The organism is Haloarcula sp. KBTZ06 (assembly GCF_048595605.1).
GTDB classification, from domain to species: domain Archaea; phylum Halobacteriota; class Halobacteria; order Halobacteriales; family Haloarculaceae; genus Haloarcula; species Haloarcula hispanica.
The window spans coordinates 1,246,390-1,265,581 of sequence record NZ_CP184337.1 but is presented as its reverse complement, the minus strand read 5'-3'; the positions used below and the strand labels follow the sequence as shown (position 1 = coordinate 1,265,581).

Here is a 19,192-nt window from a genome sequence, read left to right as displayed (position 1 = left end):
GCAGACTTACACGACCGCCGGACGAAGGCGCGGGTATGCATCTCGAAACAGTCGACACCGTCGGCGTCGTCGGAGCCGGAACGATGGGTAACGGTATCGCACAGGTCACAGCGACGGCCGGCTACGACGTCGTCATGCGCGATGTAACAGACGAACTGGTTGCCGCCGGGTTCGAGGAGATCCAGTCGAGCTTCGAGACGCTCGTTGCGCGCGACACAGTGACAGAACAGGAAGCAGAAGCGGCAACAGCCCGCATCACCGGAACCACAGAGATGGAGGACCTCGCGGATGCCGACCTCGTCGTCGAGGCCGTAACAGAAAACATGGACATCAAGCAGTCCGTGTTCGAGGAGCTCGACGCCGTCTGCGGGCCGGACACGGTGCTAGCCAGCAACACGAGCACGCTCTCGATTACGACCATCGCTAGCGTCACCGAACGGCCAGAACAGGTCCTCGGACTGCACTTCATGAACCCTGTACCGATCATGAAAGGCGTCGAACTCGTCGTCGGTGAGAAAACGAGCGACGAGACGGTGACGCTGGGCCGCGAGTTCGCACACGACATCGGCAAGGAGACCTGGGAGGCCGACGACAAGCCCGGGTTCGTCGTGAACCGGGTGCTGATGCCCTGGATAAACGAGGGCATCCGGGCGTACGACGAGGGCGTCGCGGATAAGGCCGACATCGACCGCGGGCTAACTCTCGGAACGAACGTCCCCATGGGGCCGCTCGAACTGGCCGACCACATTGGCCTCGACGTGGTCCTCGACGCCTCCGAAACGCTGTATGAAGAACTGGGCGACCGCTACAAGCCCGCATACCTGCTCAAACGCAAAGTCGCGGCCGGCGACCTCGGCAAAAAGTCCGGGCGGGGCTTCTACGACTACGACTGATAGATCTGCGGTGGCGAGCACAGATAGTAGCGAGCCGAGTACCATACCCGGCAACGGGCCGCGCGTTGGCCAACAGTAAAGACCCAACCCGCGTTAGAATCTGTCATGGACTTTAGCCCCACACAGGAACAACGCCAGATACAGGAAATGGTCTCGGAGTTCGTCGACGACGAGGTCAAGCCGCGGGCGGCGGAGATCGACGAAACCGACGAGTTCCCGTGGGACCTCGTCGACGAGATGGCTGATCTGGGCCTGATGGGCATGCCGATTCCGGAGGAGTACGGCGGGGCCGAACTGGACTACCACAGCTACGCGATGGCCCTCGAAGAGATTTCGCGGGGAAGCGGCGGGCTCGGCACAATCGTCGCCGCCCACATCTCGCTGGCCTGCAACATGATCTACGAGTTCGGCAACGAGGCTCAGAAAGAGACCTACCTCACGCCGCTGGCCGAAGGCGAGGAGATCGGCGCGTTCGCCCTCTCCGAAGCAGGCGCGGGCAGTGACGTGCCGGCGATGGATACCACTGCCGAACCGGTCGACGGCGGCGACGCCTATCTGGTCAACGGCGGGAAGCTCTGGATCTCCAACGGCTCCGTCGCCGACACTGTCGTCCTGTTCGCGAAGACCGACCCCGAGGCCGGCAACAAGGGTATCTCCTCGTTCATCGTCCGCCCCGAGGAGGACGACGGCTTCATCGTCGAAGGGACCGAGCACAAACTCGGCGACAAGGGCTGTCCGACCGCCGAACTGCGGTTCGACGATATGCGCATCCCCGCCGACCGTATGCTCGGCGAGGAAGGCCGCGGGTTCGTCCACGCGCTCAAGACGCTCAACGGCGGCCGCATCACTATCGCTGCCCGCGGCGTCGGCATCGCCCAGGCCGCACTGGACGAGGCGCTGCAGTACGCGCAGGACCGCGAGCAGTTCGACCAGCCCATCAGCGACTTCCAGGCCATCCAGCACAAGCTCGCCGACATGGACACGAAAACGCAGGCCGCCCGCCTGCTGATGCATCAGGCGGCCGACAAGAAGATGGCCGGCGAGTCGTTCGTCAAAGAGGCCGCCCAGGCCAAACTGTACGCCTCAGAGGTGTCCCGTGAAGTGGCGAACGAGGGCATTCAGGTCCACGGCGGCTACGGCTACACGAAGGACTTCCCGGCCGAGCGGTTCTACCGCGACGCGAAACTCAACGAGATTTACGAGGGCACCAGCGAGGTCCTCCGCAATACCATTGCCAGCGAGCTTCTCGATTAGGGAATCGAGAGGAGTCCTTCGACGACCACCGCACGCGTGAAGTAAAACGGCTTTCCGTCCGCACGGTAGCGGTTCGCACTGATTGTTCCGAGCGCGAGGAGTACCGCCACGCCGACGGTCCCGGCGAGCATCCCGACAATTTCCGACGGCTGAACAGCTGTGCGTGCGAAGACGTACGTTGCGACGCTGGCGAGCGCCGCGAACGGGAGGGCGTCCAGGCCTGCCAGGAGGAGCGAGCGGGACAGGGACATACCTGTGTTCTGTGGGAGCGGTCACAAAAAGGGTACCCCATCAACGGCGGCGCAACGAAATCCAGCAGAGGCTGGCAAGCAGCGCCGTCAACCGTCCTCACCAAGCGCCTCGCGCACCCATTCGAACTGGTCTCGAAGCCGCCGCTCACCGGCGTCGGTCAGTGAGTACTTGTCAGCGATGCCGTTCTCGCGGTGGGTAACGAACCCGGCCGATTCCAGCGCGTCGAGCGCGCCGTAGAAGCTCTTCGGTTCGATTCGCGTGTCGTAGCGGCGTTCGAGCCGCGTCTTCAGCCGCTGGCCGGAGAGTTCCCCGTCCTCGGCGGCGGCCAGCAGGACGCACATATCGCGCCGACGGCCGCTCTGAAGCCACTTCGCCATATGTGTCCCGTCACAGCCGTCCGGTTTCGCGTTTGCGGTTCCGAGCGGACCGCCAGGTTCGCATACCCCCGCTCCCTAGAGCCGCCGATGACCGACTCCGAACTCCCCGTCGAGGCGTCAGCGGACGGTATCACGGCCACCTATCGAGAGACCGACGAGGAACGGCTGCTGACATTCGAGAGCGACGGCGGGAGCGCCGCGGTCGCACAGAACATCGAGGGGTACGCGATGCTGAAGGTCCGACCGACCGCGGACGGCGACGAACTGGAGCGATACTACGGCTTCGACATGGCGCTCGACCACGCGGCGGAACTGCTCGGTGTGTCTCCGAACGCGCTTCCGGTCCCAGAGCCGGCTGCCGACATGGGGATGTAGCCACCCGGCTCGCCCGCCACAGCGACTACTTGTTTGACTCGTGACTCGGTCGGGAGTGGGGCGACACTGTGCCAGCTACTCGAAGCGGACTGGTACGTAGGTGAGGACGAATCAGTGCGTGAACGACTGCAATCAGAGCTATTCAGTACCCATCCCGACAAAATAGCACTATTTCTGATACGTCTAATTCATTAGCAGTACGTATCGAACCGAGGCAATATGACCGCTCTAAAAACATCATACGAATATTATAAACTTGCTTTAATAATCACTGCTACCCCTCACTCGCATGGTCGATTTCACTCGACGGCAGGTACTTTCACAGTCGGTGGCTGCTGCGCTTGGGGCCAGCGTCATCGGCGTGGCAAGTGGGGAAGAGGTCGAAGAGACAGACACACCGGGCGCTCCGAGCGTCGCCGGGAGTCTCAAACGCTTCTCGACGACGGCGTTCGGTGCGGAGGTGACCGGCCCGTTCGTCTTCGAAGACGGGTCACTACTGTACAGTCTCCAGCACCCGGAAGGGGAGAACCCCGAACCGTTTGGACGGGCTGCGGTGGGCTATTTCAGCGGCTTCCAGTTCGAGTTCGACGGGAGTAACGACGATTTCCCGGAGGTGGGGGTTCCGGACACCGAGGAGAAACAGCGTCAGGTCCGGTCCGCAGCCGGCGACTACGAAATCCTCGTGCAGGGACGCGAACCCATCAACGGTGGGGCGGAACGGCTCGGTGTAGTCCAGACGCCCGACGGGACGGATATCACCCAGGAGAACTTCGCTGGCACCCAGTACGGCGGTGCGGCGACGAACCCCGACTGTAATCAGTTCGTCCCGACCAACGACGAGGGGACCGAGGGATACCTGTTCACGAACTGGGAGAACAGCCCCGGATGCGTCTCGCGGGTCCCCCTTAGCCAGGACGAAAACGGCGAGTGGAGTGCGGACACCGGGAACGCAATGAACTTGACCAACACCGACTCCCTCCGTGAACACGGCGGGACGCGGATCAACTGCTACGGGGACCTCAGTCCGTGGGAGACGATGATTTCCGCCGAGGAGAACTACGCACACCCCCGCGTCAGTCTGACGGCGACGGTGAGCGACATCGTCGAGGCGGGGTCGGGCGAGGGACTCATCGGCGGATGTCAGTTCTGGAACCGGCCGAACCCGAGCGAGATATCGGGCGCGATCGAGTCCTACGCCGAGAGCGGCGACCTCGACGAGAACTTCGGCCCGCAGGGCTACTGGGCGCTGACCGGCGTCGAGTTCCTCGCGTACTACCTCGGGGCGGAGCGCGATGACCAGGGCGACGGCGAGAACCTCGCAACGACGCTGCTCGACGACGTGTATCCGAACCCGTACCGGTACGGGTACTTCGTCGACTTCCGCGAACCGACCGCTGACGAACCCGAAGCGGTCAAGTACTACGTGATGGGGCGGGCCTCGTGGGAGGCACCCGACATCGAAGGCGACCAGCGGACCGTCTACGGCTGTTCCGACGGCGACAGCAAGGGCATCTACAAGTTCGTTGCCGACGAGCCGATTCCGGAGTACGACGACCCAATGGACGTCGCCGGGACGCTGTACGCACCGAAGATCACGAACGACGCGGCCAACGCCGCCGAAGCCGGGGAGCGGAACTCCCCTGCACAGACCCCGCTCGAAATCGAGTGGATAGAACTCGGCCACGCCACGAACGGCGAGGTCGAGTCCTGGGTCGCCGAGTACGACGACGTGACCCAGGCCGACTACCTCAGCGCACACGCTGACTGGGAAGACGGCGACGAGGTGACCGAAGCGGCCATCAAGGAAGCCGATCTCTCCGTCATCGAGAACGGGAATCAGAACTACATCACGAACGAGGACATCGTCGAGTGGGCCGAGCAGTACGAGGCCAACGGTCCCGACGGCGTCGACGAGGACCTCCGGCGCGTCCCGTTCTTGGAGACCCGCGCGGCCGCCAAGGAAATCGGCGCGTCAATCGAGTTCAACAAGGCCGAGGGCGTCGACAGCGTCGACGACTCCCAGCCCGGCGATTTCATCTACTTCGGCATTTCGGAGTTCAACGACGCGCTCGCGGACGACGAGGGCGACATCCAGATGGACCGCGTCGACGGCGGCGTCGTCTACCGCGGGGTGCTGGAATCGGACTACAACGTCTCGACGCTCGAACCGGTCATCACCGGCCCCGACTTCACCGACTCGCCGGAAGACGCAAACGACGCGCTCCGGAACATCGACAACGTCTACACGATGCGCGACGGCCGCGTCATCTGCTGTGAGGACGGCTTCGGCGGCCCCGCGCGCTCGTACCCGAACGACGGCCTCTATGTCTACCAGCCCAACGTCGTCGTCAGCGCCAACTCCGCCGCGGTCGGTAGCGGGTCGACGGGTAGCGTCCCGCTGACCGCCTCGTCGCTCCCCGCAGGCTTCTCCGGCGCTCGGCTCACCGTCAGCGTCTCGAACCCCGAAATCGCGTCTATCACCGGCGTCTCCTTCCCCGACGCGCTCGGACTCACCGAAAGCTCCATCAGCGACGACGGCTCGTCGGCGACAATTCGGGTTGCCGACGTCGACACGAACGTCCAGTCCGGCGCGATGGACGTGCCACTCGCAACGCTCGACGTCCGCGCCAACGGCGGTGGCACGACAGACCTGACCGTCTCCATCGAGCAGATGGACGACGAGAACGGCAACGCCATCGAGGCAGAGGTTCGAAACGGCATCGTCGTGGGCGGTCCGCAGACGGTCGTTGGCGACGCCGCGCCGACCGACCCCGACGGCGACGGCCACTTCGAGGACCTCAACGGCAACGGCCGTCTCGACTACGAGGACGTGCAGGTGCTGTTCTCGAACATGGACTCCGACAGCGTCCAACTGAACACCGGCGCGTACGACTTCAACGAGAACGGCCAGATCGACTTCGCGGACGTGACGGCGCTCTACGAAGAGGTCAACTGACGACAGCGACCGAGTCCTCCTCCCATCTTTCGATACAGCAACACAATGACCGACGACACCACCTGTTCGATACGCGGTCGCGTCCGAACCGCCAGCCGCCCCCTCGCGCTCGTCGCGCTCGTCCTCCTCGCGGGGACGGTCCCCGCGCTCGCCACAGGGCAGAGCACGCCGACAATCAGCATCGAGGCCGGCTCCGTCGCCGCCGGCGAGACAACGACCGTTCCAGTGGTCCTGACGAGCGCGCCGGACGGCCTTGCCGGCTACCAGCTCGAACTCGCCGTCGACGACCCCGCTGTCGCCCGGTTCGAGAACGCGAGCTACCCCGACAGGTTCGGGCTCACGACCGACCCCGTCGTTAGTTCAGACGGCGGGACGGTCACGCTCGAGGCGGTTGACCTCGACAGCCAGATCGAGCCCGGAGCCAGCGACGTGGTACTCGCGACAGTCTCGCTTACTGGCGTCGCCGGCGGTGAGACGCAGGTGACCGTCGCATCGAACCAGGTCGACGCCGACGGCGGCGGCGCAGTCGAGCCAGCGACCGAGCAGGCGGCGCTCGCAGTGTCACCGGGCGCGACGACGGAGACAGTGGCCGCCGTGACCGAAGCATCGTCACCCGCCAGCGAGCGCACAGCCGAGTCAGCGGGCACCGCGAGCGCCGCAGAGGACGACTCCGCGGGCGGCGACCAGTCGACGACCGGCGCGAACGGTCCACTCCCAATAGCGCTGGCTATCGCCGCACTCGCCGCGGTGGCGGCGCTGGCAGCCAGACGCACTCAGCAACAGTAACTCCACAGCAATACCCACCTATGCCACAACCAGACACCACCGCTGCACCGACGGACAGTTCGATTTACCGCGAGTACATCCTCGACGTGCGCGTCGTCGAGCGAGCGACAGGCGACGGCGACACGCGCTACCGATTCGAGGCCCCGGACCACGAGGGAATCGAGTTCGAAGACCCCGAGATGGCGACGCTGTACGCCGACGTGTACTTCGACGTGAACGGCTTCCAGGAGGCCGGGACCGGCGACCGCGGCGTGCCGCCGACAGTCATACAGGCTGGCCGTGATACGCTCGTGGCGTACTTCCTCACGCAGGACGGCGTCGACGTTCACTGGGCCGCGTCGTTCTACGGCGAGAAACCGGAGAAAATCGAACGGTACGTCTCACGCGTCCGCAAGCGGTCGAAGAAAATCCGCGAAGGGGCGAAAGAACGGGGCCACGCCTGACACGCCGTGTGGCTACTCCCGACCGAACAGCCGCTCTCGGAGGGACCGCGACGACGGGCGCTCGGTCAGCAGGACCGGCGTATCGAGCGTCTCGATGACGTCGAACACTAGCGAGCCGCGAACGATGCGTGATAGCAGGCCTCGTTCCGTCGCGCCGACGATGACGAGGCTGTAGTCGCGGCCGATCCGTTCGATGGTCCTCTCGATGTCACCGGTTTCAATGCGTATCTCGGCGTCGGTCAAGTCGTGTTCCGCCGCCCACTCGCGCAGGAACGTGCGACCGCTCTCTTCTGCACCGGGGTCGACGACGTGGAGCAGGTCGACGGCTACGTCGACAGTTTCCTGGAGCGCTTTGGCGACCTCCGCGGAAAGGTCCGACGAGAGACCGCCAGCGGTCGGAACCAGGACGTCACTGAGGTCGAGGTCCTGCCCGTCCAGCACGAGGAAGTCACACGGCAAGTCGTGGGCCAGTTCGTCCAGCGTGCCTTCGGCGCGACCGCCGGCGAACTGGGTGCCGCCGTAGCCCATCACGACGGTGTCGGCGTTGTTCGTCCGGGCCGCGTCGAACACCTCCCCGATGCCGCGGTGTGAGAGGATCGTCTTCGTCTCTATCGGCACGTCGAAGGCCTCCGCGTCGGCCTTGGCGGCGTCCAGAAGGCTTTCCGAGGTAGCGTCTATCTGGTTCCGGTTCGCGGCGGCGGTTTCGAGCGCGGTCTGGTCCGGCACCGTCGCGATGTGGGTCGCGAGCACCCGTCCGCCTTCGTGTTTCGCCAGCGCACCTGCGAGGGTGATGAGCGCGCTCTCGGTGCGGGGATTCGCAAGTGCCACCATGATCGTCGGTCCCCCGGTTCCGTTCGGTGCGACCGCGTCGGCGGCGTTCACCACCTGGTCCGGGAGCTGCTCCTCGCGGTTGCTGATGTAGTCGGAGAGCACACCCTGCTGTGTGGTTTTGCCGCGCGCGTAGACGAAATACCATGCGACCGCGACAAGGACGAATCCGGCCGACAGCGCAATCTCGATACTGTCCATGAACGCGACGAGGCCGAGCGAGAGTACCGCACCGAGTATCGGCGTGATGGGGTACAGCGGCACGGTGAAATCCGGGTCGTACTCCGGCACGTCGGCCTCGCGGAAGACGATGAGTCCCACGTTCATCAGGGCGTAGACGATGAGGTGGAGGACGCTGGCCGCCTTCGCCAGCACCTCGATGTCCCGTCCGAGGAACGCGATAAAGACGATGATGAGCCCGCCGGTGACCAGAATCGAGCGATAGGGCGTGGCGTAGTTGGGATGGATCTCGTTGAGCCAGTTCGTGACGATCTTGTCCCGGCCCATTGCGAAGTTGATCCGGGCCGAGGCGAGAATCGACGCGTTCGCGGAGGACGCTGTCGCCAGCAGTGCGCCGACGGTCATAATCGCCGCGGCACCGGCGGCCACGCCGCCTATCGGTCCGATAGATGCCGGGAACGCGACCTCCGCGGCCTGTGCGACCGGGGCATCCTGACTGAGGTCCGGCCACGGAACGACGCCGAGCATCATCGACACGAGGATGGCGTAGATGACGGTCACGATGCCGACGCTTCCGATGATAGCAATCGGCAGGTTCCGACCCGGATTTTTGAGTTCCTCAGCGACGGTCGCAATCTTTGCGTACCCCAGGAAAGAGACGAATACGAGCGCCGTCGCCGGGAGAATCGCGCCGGTCCCGAACGGGGCGAGCCCGTCCTCGCCGGCGAGGGTCGCGTAGTCGAATGAAAAGAAGCCCGCAATGGCAAAGACGGTGAGAATAGAGAGCAGGATAAAGACAATCACCGTCTGGATGCCACCGGTTTCCTTTGCGCCGATGTAGTTGACGGCGACGAATATCGCCCCGGCGATGAGCGCCCCTATCTGAATGGGATTGAGAAAGGCGATTTCAGGGAGTGGGACGAAGACGGCGAGATACTGGCCGAACCCGATACAGTAGAACGCCGAGGCGAAGGCCAAGCCCATCCAGTCACCCATTCCGGCTATCGAGCCAAACAGTGGCCCGAGTGACTTGTTGATGTAGTAGTACCCGCCGCCCGCCTTCGGCATCGCCGTGCCGAGTTCCGAGACCGATAGCGCGTTCACCATCGCAATCAGTCCACCAACGACGAACGAGACGACGACGATGGGACCGGCCGCGTTCGCGGCCACGCCGGGCAGGACGAAGATACCGGCACCGATCATCGTCCCGATGCCGATGGTCATCGCCGACACCAGCCCGAGGTCTTTCGCCAGTTCTTCGTCGCTCATTCCTTCGAGTCCGCCTGTGGAAGTGCAATCACCGGTACCTCCGCGTTCGTCACAAGCTTCAACGAGAGATCACCGGAGAGGAACTGCATGAGGCGACCACCACCGCGGGACCGGTATGCGATGGCGCTCGCCTCGACTTCCTCGGCGACATCGAAGATAGCCTCGACGACGTCCCGAGCGTACGCGGTGCGGTCGTCGGCGTCAGGGAACACCGTCCTGACGGCCGCATACGACTCTGCCGCCAGCTCTTCTGACTGCTCGACTGGCGTCTTGTCCGGAACACCCTCGCCTTTTTCGACGACGTGTAACGCCGTCACCTGCTCCGGCTCGTACGGTTCGAGCGCAGTCGCCGTCGTAAGCCCGTCGTCCTCGTTGGCAACCGGTAGCAAGACATGTGCAAGAATGTCCGTGGTTGTCTCGTTGGTGCTACTGTTCATACACAGACGGAGTAGATAGGTCGGTAAGAATGTGTCTACTTATATCGTATATTCGAACCTTATTTAAATATAGATATTCGAATTCGGAAAACCAATCGTCGTCAACGGAACACTCGGATCGGTACCTGTCAGTATATAGCGAGTTCCGTGGCGGAAGGGAAAACCCTACAGCAGCGCTGTTCCCGAGTATCTCCGTCAGAAGCAGCGCTGTTGGAACGTGGGGCTTTTTCATATCGGGAGTGTGAGCGTCAGTTAATGGTCGGTGATCAGTGATGTCGGTTCGCGTCGACTGGCGACAGAGTGTCGCCCTGACCGGCACAGTAATCAAGTATCTCGCCGTCGCAATGCTGGTCCCGCTCGGGATCAGTTTTCTGTACGGAGAAGATACCGTCGTCTTCCTGATTTCTATCGCGATCGCCATCACGCTCGGCATAGCGCTGGAGCAAGCCAGCGACAGTCACGAACTCGGGCCACGCGAGGCGCTGCTGTTCGTCGGCCTCTCCTGGGGTGCTGTCGCGGTTATCGGCGCGATCCCCTACGTTATCGCCGGGTACGGGACCGAATCAGCGCTCGGTGAACCCGTGAACGCGCTGTTCGAGTCGATGTCCGGCTTCACGACGACCGGGGCGACTGTCACCAACGAAATCTCGTTTGCCCGCCACTCGCATGCGCTGTTGATGTGGCGACAGCTCACCCAGTGGCTCGGCGGGATGGGTATCATCGTTCTGATGGTCGCCATTCTTCCGGAAGCGGCCGTCAACGGGGCGCAGTTGATCGAATCCGAAGCGCCCGGCCCCGAACTCCAGAAGCTGACGCCGAAGATAGCCGAAACCGCACGGCTCCTCTGGCTGTTCTATCTGGGCTTTACCGTTCTGTATATCCTCATTCTGCTCGGCCTCCATTACACGGGCTACGCACCGAACATGGATGCGTATAATGCCGTCGCACACGGGTTCACGACGCTGCCCACCGGCGGGTTCTCCCCCCAGGCCGAGAGCATCGCCTACTTCTCACCGGCCGTCCAGTGGGTCGTCATCCCGTTCATGCTCATCGCCGGGATGAACTTCGCGCTGTTTTACCTCCTGTTACAGGACGAGTACGCCGCCTTCCTTCAGGACCGCGAACTCCAGGCGTACCTCGGTGCGAACGCCGGCGTGGCCGTCATCCTCTGGGGACTGCTCTTTACCGGGTCCGCGCCGCCGCTCGAACTCGGCGGTGTGACACAGGGAGCACTGGAGAACTCGCTCCGGCAAGCCACATTCCAGGTCGCCTCGCTGCTGAACTCGACCGGGTACGCGACCAGTAACTTCGCCGAATGGGGTAACACCGCAAAGGGAGTCCTGTTGTTCGCGATGTTCATCGGTGGCTCCGCAGGGTCGACCGGTGGCGGTGTCAAGATAGTCCGATGGCTGGTCGTGCTCAAGAGCATCCGACGCCAACTGTTCACGACAGCTCATCCCAGCGCTGTCAAACCAGTTCGGCTCGGCGGGCAGGTCATCGACGAGGACGTCATCAACGCGATATACGGGTTCACGCTGTTGTACCTGCTCACGTTCGGTGTCGCGACAGTGTTTCTCCTCCTCGATGCGGGCCGTGTCGGGCTCGACCTGACTGTCTTCGAAGCCATCAGCGCAAGCCTGGCGACCATCGGGAACATCGGTCCCGGGTTCGGGTTTCTGGGGCCGTTCGGGACCTACGAACTCTTCCCGGAGACCAGCAAACTGCTGATGATATTCCTGATGTGGATCGGTCGACTGGAGATCATCCCGGTGTTCGTGATATTCACCGGCGCGTTCTGGAACGAGTGAGTCCGGGAGACTCGTTCCGTCGGCAGTTCTAGCTGGCAGTTCAGTTATGTACCTACCCGACGGAGACTTCGGTATGACCAGTCCTGCAGACGAACCGACACCACCTGAGGGGGTTCCGGACCGGGTGGCGACGGACCTACCGGAGTTGACGCCTGAAGAACTCCGCAACACGATCATCTACGCGCAGGAACTGCTGCAGTTCCACGACGAGACGGCGTCGCCGATAGAACCGGGTCCCAACGAAGACATCATCCGGGCAACCGAACGCGACGGCTACACTGAGGTGGTAAAGCTGGCTTCCTGTGCTCAGGGCTGTGACGACTGTCCCCACGGTCCGTATCTCTACCACGTCAAACAGGAATCCCGGCCCGAGGGTGGAACGAAGGCACGCTGGATGTTCCTCGGCGAGGTCTATCCCGACGACGGAGAGTAAGGGGCCGCCCGCTCAACTACGGTTCCAGCCCGTACAGTCCAGCGCGGATGAACACGAGTATCGGGATGATTTCCAGCCGGCCGACCCACATATTCAGCACGAACATCCCCTCTGCAAGCGGGGGCATCGACGGGCCGGTGATGCCCGAGGAGAGGCCGACGTTCCCCTGCGCGCTGGCGACTTCAAACAGGGCATCGGCGTAGCCGAACTCCGGTCCCGCGACGTTGGTGAGGACGACGCTGCTGGTCACCAGAATGATGAGCCACAGCAGCGTCACGATGGCCGCTTCGCTGAACTCCCGTTCCATCGACTCGCGGTCAAGCGTCCGGTCCCCGATGCGGGCCGTAATCACCGCGTTCGTCGGGAGGAACACCCGCGAGAACTGCCAGATGATGCCGCGAGCGATGGTGTAGCCACGGATGATCTTGATGCCGCCGACGGTGGACCCGGCAGCGCCGCCGAGCACCATCGCGCCGACCACGAGCACTTTCCCGCCAGCGAGCCAGCGGCCGATCGGGGCCGACTGGAAGCCGGTACAGCTGAGGGCGCTGACCCACTGGAACGTCGAGTCCCGGACCGCATCGAGCTGTGCGGCGTCGAGCATCGGCACCGAAAACGGCAGGAACGACTGGGTGGCAAACGCCTCAGTCGTCGCGGGCACGGACCATACGTTCTGTGCCGAGAGCGCGACGACGCCGAGCGCGAGCAGGATGAACAGCCAGCGAGTCTGTAAGTCCGACACCAGTTCGCGAATCTGCCTGTCGTGCAAGACGACGTAGTGGACCGGGAACGCGACCGCACCGAGAATCATGATCGGCAACAGAACGGTTTCGACGAGCGGCGAGTTGTACGTCGCAATCGAGTTGTCCGTGACCGAGAACCCGCCAGTCGTGAGCCCGGTCATGGCGTGGTTGAGCGCCTGCCAGGCGACCTCCCACAGGGGGAGCGACTCGGCGTACTCGCTATCGCTGGCGAGGATGGCACCGAACAGGAGCGCGAACGAGAGCACCGTGTAGCCGACGACGAGTTTCCAGACCGTTCGGACGGTGGAGACGACGCTCGGGTGGATCTTCTCCTCGCGGGCCTCGCTCTGGTAGAGCGCGTAACTGCCGCTGCCGGGCCGCGAGAGGATGGAGACGGTCAGGACGATGACGCCGACGCCGCCGACGTACTGGATGAACGACCGCCACCACTGAACTGCGCGGGGGAGCGAGGGCTCGTGAATCGCCATCGTCAGGCCGCTCCCGGTCCATCCGCTCATGCTCTCGAAGAAGGCGTGAAGCGGGTTCCGGAAGTACGCCAGACTGGAGAGCGTCGTCGTCCCGCCGACCCTGATCGGCTCCCACGTACTCGTGTCCGCTCCGACTGGAACGAACGTATCCATGACGGCGGGGGGCGTGAACCACGCGGTCAACAGGAACGGCAGCGAGCCGAACGTGGCGACCAGCAGCCACCCGCCGGCGGCGATGACCATGCCGTGTTTCATCTGGGGGGCCGGCGCGTCGGTGAACCCACGGTTCGCGAGACCGCCGACGGCGGCGGTCACCCCGGCCGCGGTGAAGAACCCGAGAGCGGCGTGAAACTCCTGAAAGCCGAGCGCAATGGCGGCCGTAATCGTCATCAGCCCGGCCTCCATCAGCAGGAGCGAGCCGATATCACGGGCGATTGTTTTCAGGTCCGTCGGGAGTAGCCCGCCGTTCCGTCGCGACATGTCAGTTGTGGTCCTCGGAGTGACCGAAGATGTCGGTTACCTCCGGTGTCGCCCCCTCGCCCGAGTAGACCGTTAGCAAGTCGTCGGCCTCGATACGTGTATTGCCGCGGGGTGTTATCGGGTCGCCCTCGCCGTTGCGCTCGATGGCCACGATGAGCGTCTGGCCGCCGATGAGGCCTTCCGTATTGGCCTCCTGCAACGTCTTACCCGCAATCGGTGCGCCGGGTGTGACAGTGATCTCGAACACTTCCGCCTGGTCGCCGATGCGCATGAAGTCGACGATAGACGGCCGTTTGACGGCCCGATAGAGGTACTCGGCGATGAGCCGCTGTGGGTTCTGCATCGTGTTGACGCCGATCTGGCGGAACACGTTCATGTGCTCGGGGTTGTGGACGACCGAGACGATGTCCGGCACTTCCAGTTCCTGTGCCAGCAGACAGACCATGATGTTCGTCGCGTCCTGATCGGTCGTCGATATGAGCGCATCGGCACGGTCCGCACCGGCGTCCTCTAGCGTGTCTTTCGACGTCGCATCGTCGTTGATAACGAGACAGTCGTACTGTCTCGACGCACGTTCCGCTCGCTCCTCGTCCCTTTCGATGGCAACGACCTCGTTGCCGCCTGCTGTCGCGATTTCAAGCAACGGCGACCCGATATCACCGGCGCCGACGATGACGATATACATTTTTGCCAGTGTACTGAACCGATGGTTGAAAGACTACCGTTATCAATCACAAGCAGGACATTGCGGGTAGTTCGGTCTGTCAGTGCCTTCTCCTCCCAAACCACTATACTGTCCCCGATTGAACTGCTCGGTATGGCAAACATCACCGAGCAGTTCGACCATCCGGTTTGGCTGACAGCCGCCGGGACACTCGCCGGCTACGGCCTCATCCTTCTGTTCATGTTTCTGTTACTGTTCATCGTCCCGTACCTCCTCTTCCCGGCCTGAGACGGGACGGTGTAGATTATTTCCGGGTAGCTCCCGGCGTCGGAACAGACCGGGACATCGCGCAAACAATCCGTATGCGTCGAAGCCGTCCCACCGGCCGCTACTCGTACCTCGAATCGATGAGAAATCCGAGTGAGATGAGTCCACAGACCATCGACAGGAACCCGGTCATAGCGAGGCCAAACGGCGGTTCGTCGCCGGGATAGGTTACGAGTCCGCCGAAGGAGCCGATACTGATGCCCCACAGGCCGACCGTTAGCACGAGGTCCGCATACGTGTTCCAGGCGTCTTCGAGCGCGGGTTCGACGCGAGCGAGCCACCACCCGGTCGCGTCCTCCTGAGATGACGACCCGCGACCCAGAACCTGGCGAACTGCGGGCCGGCCGCCAGCGACGGCGAGTGCAGCAGTAGCGAGTACCGCAATTCCCGCCAGCACTGACACTGAGGCCGCCCGGACCTGCAACAACAGAAACAGGCTGACGTAGCCCAGAACCGCGATGCCTGCGGTGAGTCCCCGGAGTGCGTTCCCGATGCTCATTTCCCGTTGCTGGTTCCCTTCGAACTGATCGGTATAGTGTTGTCCGTCTTACTGCGACGCTACTGCTTCGTACTGCGGTCAACGTGCCGCTACAGGGGTATCGCAGTTAGTAAATAGGTCCGCGAGGGAGTACACGTCGATGGAAGGGAAGGCAGCAGCGCCCGCAGCAGGGACGGTCCTCAACGCGCTCGCGACCGGCCGCGGTGCGGCGTTTGCTATCGACGAGTACACGACAGCGACCGTCACGCTCTCGACTGAGACCGACGGCGTCACCGGCGAAGTCGCTGGCGCGCCGGACGCCGACACGCGGCTCATCGAGCGCTGTGTCGAGTACGTCATCGACGCCCACGGCGGCCCACAGAACGTGGGCGTGCCGGCAGTCTCCGGCGGCACCGTCCGCACAGAGAGCGAGGTCCCGATGGCCTCGGGACTCAAGAGCTCCAGTGCGGCCGCAAACGCGACCGTCATGGCGACGCTCGACGCGCTCGATGCGACCGATCGGATGAGCCGCGAGGACATGGCCCGTCTCGGCGTCATGGCCGCCCGCGACGTGGGCGTCACCGTCACCGGGGCCTTCGACGACGCGTCGGCGTCGATGCTCGGCGGCGTCACCGTGACCGACAACGAGGACGACGCGCTCCTTGCCCGCGAGGAAATCGACTGGGACGTCCTCGTCTGGACGCCGCCGGAACAGTCATTTAGTGCTGACGCGGATGTCGAGCGATGCCGCCAGATCGCACCGATGGCCCGTCTCGTCGAGGACCTCGCGCTCGACGGCGACTATCAGCGGGCCATGACGGTCAACGGCCTCGCGTTCTCGGCCGCGCTGGACTTCGAGACGGACCCGGTCCTCGACGCGCTCGGGCACGTCGAGGGTGTCTCGCTGTCCGGGACGGGCCCGTCGTTCACTGCCGTTGGCGAGCGGGCCGCACTCGAAGCCGTACAGGACGCCTGGGACGAGCGACCCGGAGCGACCTGGCTGACGACGACACAGACCAAGGGAACACACACAGTATGAGCACAAATCCGAACCCAGATGACATGTCGCTGGACGAACTGCGCGACGAAATCCGGACTATCGACCAGGAGATTGTCGAGAAGATCGCACAGCGCACCTACGTGGCCGACACCATCGCACAGGTCAAAGACGAGAAGGGGCTGCCGACGACCGACGAGCAACAGGAGCAAGCCGTCATGGACCGTGCCGGCGACAACGCGGAGCAGTTCGACGTCGACGAGAACCTCGTGAAAGCGATTTTCCGACTCCTGATCGAACTGAACAAGGTAGAACAAAGAGAGAGTCGGTAGCGGGACTAGTACTCCCAGAGGCGGTTAATCCGCGAGTCGATATCGGGATGGGCCGCTCGGAGTGCGTCGACATCGGTTTCACCGTCGACGTTGATGACGTGGACTTCGCCCCGTCGGCCGCCGTACACGTCCTGAAAGTCGTAGACGACGCCGAACACGTCCACAGCGTCGGGAACGTCGTCGCTGCTGCGGAGGAACTCGACTTGCCTGTCGACGTTGTACTCGACGAGTCGGTTGACAGCCGCCGCTCGCTCGATGTCTTCGGGAAGGTGTTCCAGCGCGGGCTCGAGATGCGGTTTGAGAACGCCGAGACAGTGCTCGATACCGGCCGGCTCATCGAGGCCGTCCGTCAGGTCGTCGTAGGTCGCCGTCACCGCTCCACAGCCGGTGTGGCCGACGACGATGGCGGTTTCGGTCATCGTGTGCTCGATGGGGTACAACACGTCACCCGAGACCGCCTCGCCGGACGCGGTCCGCTGGATGACTCGGTTTCCGATATTGCTACAGGTGAAGAGATGCCCCGGCTCGCTGTTGCCCCACATATGGTCCTGGAGCACCCGCGAATCGGAGCAACAGACCGTGACAGCGTCGGGCGTTTGCGAGTTCTGGACCTGGTCGAACCGGTCCCGGAACTCCGCCGCGTGGTCGGCGTTTCCGGCAAGTAAATCGCGTAATAACTGGCTCATGCGTGGGCAGATAGCCGCCATGAAGTAAACTCATTGGACTGGGGCAGTGTTGCCCTCCCAAACCTGACGCCGACTCGGAGCCGTGTTCGGAACGCTCTGGCTGCGTCGAGAGGGTGAAAACCGAGACTGAAGGGGCTTAGACGTACGACTACGGCGAAAACAAACGAACAGACGGATCTGGAAGAGTAACAGTATGGGATCGGAGATTATTCACCTGACTGCGAGACTCACTTCGTTCGTCTCGCGTGGCTCAAATCCACCTCTCAACAGTTCTGCCGCTCGTGTTATAGCTCGCGGCAGGAAATGGGGTCGGAGGGATTTGAACCCCCGATCGGCTGATATCTCCGTCCTGCGCCTCGGAACTCCAGAGGGTCATCGTCGCGAACCGGTGATCAGCCGGCCGCTCAGTATATCAGCCCTCGAAGTGTCGTCCCAGGCGCGTGGCCTCTGGAGTCAGCCGCCTTCCCGGACTAGGCCACGACCCCGCACTCCGGCGTAAGCCGACTCGCATTAAAGGGATTTCGATTGGCAGACGGCGCTCAGTCGCGGTCGGTGTCGGACCAGTCGCACTCTTGGCACTTGTATCCAGTAACAAACTCCAGCGCAGAGGGCATGTACCCCACGGAGATGACGTTCTCGCCGCATTCCGGGCAGTCGTCATCGGCGTCTTCGATAGGCTCTGCGTCCATAACACCGTCTCCTTCGATGAGTTCGGCCAGGCTCTCGGGGGTCTGCATCCGACCCTGGACCACGCGATTGTCGCTCATACCGGACAGCCGGGCCTGATGGGCCTAAAAGTTCTCCCTCGTCACAGCCACGGGGCGCGTTCCTGGTCGGGTTCGTACTCGACCGCGGCCCCTTCGTCGGTCTGTTCGTCGGCGGCGACCCCCTGGGACGCGCCGCCGTCGGCGAAGGCGGCGGTGAGGTCCACAGCGTCGGGGCGGTATTCCGTGTGGCGCGTGCGGGCGTTCTCCGGGTCGAAGGAGAGCAGCGCCGTGACAGCGAGCACGGCCAGCGCGACTGGTGCGTCGGTCGGCATCACGCCGAGGACGGAGAGGGCGAGCACGCCGAGCGCGACAGCGCTGCCGAAGCGGAACCGGTCTATGTCGACGGCGTTGCGGAGCCACGGGCTCGCCAGCGCGACGGCGAGGGCGAAGCCGATACCGACGCCAGTGGTAGCGGCCGCCCGGAGCAAGACGCCGGGTTCGATGGCGGTGACCAGCGTCGCGCCGGCGGGGTCGAGGCTGGCCAGCAGGCCGAGCACGACGATGACGGCTGGACGCGGCAGGTACTCGCCGATCCGGGCGCTTGCGGTCTGTGCGGCGATGGCGAGGATGACGAGGCCGGCGAATCGTTCGAGGGTGCCCAGTTTGACAACCCCCGCAATCGTCGGTGCGAGCGCTGCTTCGATGAGCGCAATCGGCATCAATACGGCTCCGATGATGAGTACCGCGCGGGCCTGCTGGCGGGGACCGCCTTCGAGCTCGGCCAGCACGACGGCGACGGTGGCCGACCCGCCGAAGACCAGCAAGCCTACTTCGAGGACGCCCATCCAGGTCGAGAGTGCCCCCGCGAGGACGAGCACCGGGAAGATGCCGTCGACGAGCGGCAGACCCATGACTGTCGCTAGAAGCCGGCCACCGCGGCCGACCTGCTGCTCGATGTCGAGTGCAATCGGGTGTCTGGAGATACTCATGTCGTGTTAC

At 63.6% G+C, this 19,192-nt stretch carries 21 protein-coding genes and 1 tRNA gene; 11 read left to right on the top strand and 11 right to left on the bottom strand.

Annotated elements, in window-relative coordinates:
- Positions 1–35 precede the first annotated feature (35 nt).
- Both ACNO8S_RS06655 and ACNO8S_RS06650 read left to right on the top strand, forming a co-directional pair.
- Positions 36–893: a 3-hydroxyacyl-CoA dehydrogenase family protein gene (locus ACNO8S_RS06655; protein WP_146417271.1), complete on the top strand. Its 858-nt coding sequence runs from the start codon at positions 36–38 to the stop codon at positions 891–893.
- Between the two features lie 105 nt (positions 894–998).
- The gene (locus tag ACNO8S_RS06650) at positions 999–2,147 is read left to right on the top strand and encodes an acyl-CoA dehydrogenase (protein WP_050038008.1); all 1,149 of its coding nucleotides are present in this window, start codon (positions 999–1,001) and stop codon (positions 2,145–2,147) included.
- Here ACNO8S_RS06650 and ACNO8S_RS06645 read toward each other — a convergent pair.
- Positions 2,144–2,398: a hypothetical protein gene (locus ACNO8S_RS06645; RefSeq protein ID WP_064288008.1), complete on the bottom strand. Its 255-nt coding sequence runs from the start codon at positions 2,396–2,398 to the stop codon at positions 2,144–2,146. The genes ACNO8S_RS06650 and ACNO8S_RS06645 overlap by 4 nt on opposite strands.
- Before the next feature lie 87 nt (positions 2,399–2,485).
- A complete protein-coding gene (locus ACNO8S_RS06640; protein WP_146417272.1) occupies positions 2,486–2,776 on the bottom strand; it encodes a PadR family transcriptional regulator in 291 nt (96 codons plus the stop codon).
- An 87-nt stretch (positions 2,777–2,863) separates the two neighbouring features.
- Here ACNO8S_RS06640 and ACNO8S_RS06635 point away from each other — a divergent pair, with 87 nt between their 5' ends.
- The 4 genes from ACNO8S_RS06635 to ACNO8S_RS06620 all read left to right on the top strand — a co-directional run bounded on the left by ACNO8S_RS06635 (position 2,864) and on the right by ACNO8S_RS06620 (position 7,336).
- Complete coding sequence (locus ACNO8S_RS06635) at positions 2,864–3,151, top strand: DUF7111 family protein (protein WP_129755114.1); 288 nt, start codon at positions 2,864–2,866, stop codon at positions 3,149–3,151.
- Between the two features lie 289 nt (positions 3,152–3,440).
- Entirely contained in the window at positions 3,441–6,107 is a 2,667-nt protein-coding gene (locus ACNO8S_RS06630; protein WP_420182687.1) for an alkaline phosphatase PhoX, read from the top strand.
- A 45-nt stretch (positions 6,108–6,152) separates the two neighbouring features.
- Entirely contained in the window at positions 6,153–6,893 is a 741-nt protein-coding gene (locus tag ACNO8S_RS06625; protein ID WP_420182686.1) for a cell surface protein, read from the top strand.
- A gap of 20 nt (positions 6,894–6,913) precedes the next feature.
- Positions 6,914–7,336 carry a hypothetical protein gene (locus tag ACNO8S_RS06620; RefSeq protein ID WP_420182685.1) on the top strand — a complete coding sequence of 141 codons (423 nt, stop codon included), beginning with the start codon at positions 6,914–6,916 and terminating at the stop codon, positions 7,334–7,336.
- A 12-nt stretch (positions 7,337–7,348) separates the two neighbouring features.
- Here the strand turns inward: ACNO8S_RS06620 and ACNO8S_RS06615 are convergent, their stop codons facing one another.
- Both ACNO8S_RS06615 and ACNO8S_RS06610 read right to left on the bottom strand, forming a co-directional pair.
- Positions 7,349–9,613, bottom strand: coding sequence for an amino acid permease (locus tag ACNO8S_RS06615; RefSeq protein ID WP_050038003.1), 2,265 nt, complete (start codon positions 9,611–9,613; stop codon positions 7,349–7,351).
- Positions 9,610–10,050 (bottom strand): universal stress protein, encoded by a 441-nt coding sequence (locus ACNO8S_RS06610; RefSeq protein ID WP_050007113.1) that lies wholly within the window; start codon positions 10,048–10,050, stop codon positions 9,610–9,612. The genes ACNO8S_RS06615 and ACNO8S_RS06610 overlap by 4 nt, the downstream gene beginning before the upstream one ends.
- Before the next feature lie 272 nt (positions 10,051–10,322).
- Here ACNO8S_RS06610 and ACNO8S_RS06605 point away from each other — a divergent pair, with 272 nt between their 5' ends.
- Both ACNO8S_RS06605 and ACNO8S_RS06600 read left to right on the top strand, forming a co-directional pair.
- Positions 10,323–11,858, top strand: a complete 1,536-nt coding sequence (locus tag ACNO8S_RS06605; protein ID WP_050038002.1) for a TrkH family potassium uptake protein — start codon at positions 10,323–10,325, stop codon at positions 11,856–11,858.
- Between the two features lie 73 nt (positions 11,859–11,931).
- Positions 11,932–12,291 carry a hypothetical protein gene (locus tag ACNO8S_RS06600; RefSeq protein WP_014040258.1) on the top strand — a complete coding sequence of 120 codons (360 nt, stop codon included), beginning with the start codon at positions 11,932–11,934 and terminating at the stop codon, positions 12,289–12,291.
- 16 nt (positions 12,292–12,307) lie between these two features.
- Here ACNO8S_RS06600 and ACNO8S_RS06595 read toward each other — a convergent pair whose 3' ends face one another.
- The gene (locus ACNO8S_RS06595; protein ID WP_050038001.1) at positions 12,308–14,002 is read right to left on the bottom strand and encodes a potassium transporter TrkG; all 1,695 of its coding nucleotides are present in this window, start codon (positions 14,000–14,002) and stop codon (positions 12,308–12,310) included.
- 1 nt (position 14,003) lies between these two features.
- Positions 14,004–14,687, bottom strand: coding sequence for a potassium channel family protein (locus ACNO8S_RS06590; protein WP_014040256.1), 684 nt, complete (start codon positions 14,685–14,687; stop codon positions 14,004–14,006).
- Between the two features lie 132 nt (positions 14,688–14,819).
- Between ACNO8S_RS06590 and ACNO8S_RS06585 the strand changes: the two genes are divergently transcribed.
- The gene (locus tag ACNO8S_RS06585) at positions 14,820–14,954 is read left to right on the top strand and encodes a hypothetical protein (protein WP_256369578.1); all 135 of its coding nucleotides are present in this window, start codon (positions 14,820–14,822) and stop codon (positions 14,952–14,954) included.
- A 100-nt stretch (positions 14,955–15,054) separates the two neighbouring features.
- Here the strand turns inward: ACNO8S_RS06585 and ACNO8S_RS06580 are convergent, their stop codons facing one another.
- Positions 15,055–15,492 carry a hypothetical protein gene (locus ACNO8S_RS06580; protein ID WP_050007114.1) on the bottom strand — a complete coding sequence of 146 codons (438 nt, stop codon included), beginning with the start codon at positions 15,490–15,492 and terminating at the stop codon, positions 15,055–15,057.
- A 139-nt stretch (positions 15,493–15,631) separates the two neighbouring features.
- On the opposite strand from ACNO8S_RS06580, the gene ACNO8S_RS06575 reads away from it, so the two are divergent.
- Complete coding sequence (locus ACNO8S_RS06575; protein WP_420182684.1) at positions 15,632–16,510, top strand: shikimate kinase; 879 nt, start codon at positions 15,632–15,634, stop codon at positions 16,508–16,510.
- A complete protein-coding gene (locus tag ACNO8S_RS06570) occupies positions 16,507–16,800 on the top strand; it encodes a chorismate mutase (protein ID WP_420182683.1) in 294 nt (97 codons plus the stop codon). Before ACNO8S_RS06575 ends, ACNO8S_RS06570 begins: the two co-directional genes overlap by 4 nt.
- A 5-nt stretch (positions 16,801–16,805) precedes the next feature.
- Here the strand turns inward: ACNO8S_RS06570 and ACNO8S_RS06565 are convergent, their stop codons facing one another.
- The 4 genes from ACNO8S_RS06565 to ACNO8S_RS06550 form a co-directional block, all read right to left on the bottom strand.
- Entirely contained in the window at positions 16,806–17,486 is a 681-nt protein-coding gene (locus ACNO8S_RS06565; protein WP_420182682.1) for a carbonic anhydrase, read from the bottom strand.
- Between the two features lie 304 nt (positions 17,487–17,790).
- Positions 17,791–17,971: transfer RNA gene (locus ACNO8S_RS06560), tRNA-Trp, on the bottom strand.
- 54 nt (positions 17,972–18,025) lie between these two features.
- The gene (locus ACNO8S_RS06555; RefSeq protein WP_004961693.1) at positions 18,026–18,253 is read right to left on the bottom strand and encodes a DUF5795 family protein; all 228 of its coding nucleotides are present in this window, start codon (positions 18,251–18,253) and stop codon (positions 18,026–18,028) included.
- A 41-nt stretch (positions 18,254–18,294) separates the two neighbouring features.
- Positions 18,295–19,182 carry a DUF5794 domain-containing protein gene (locus ACNO8S_RS06550; RefSeq protein ID WP_014040250.1) on the bottom strand — a complete coding sequence of 296 codons (888 nt, stop codon included), beginning with the start codon at positions 19,180–19,182 and terminating at the stop codon, positions 18,295–18,297.
- Positions 19,183–19,192 lie beyond the last annotated feature (10 nt).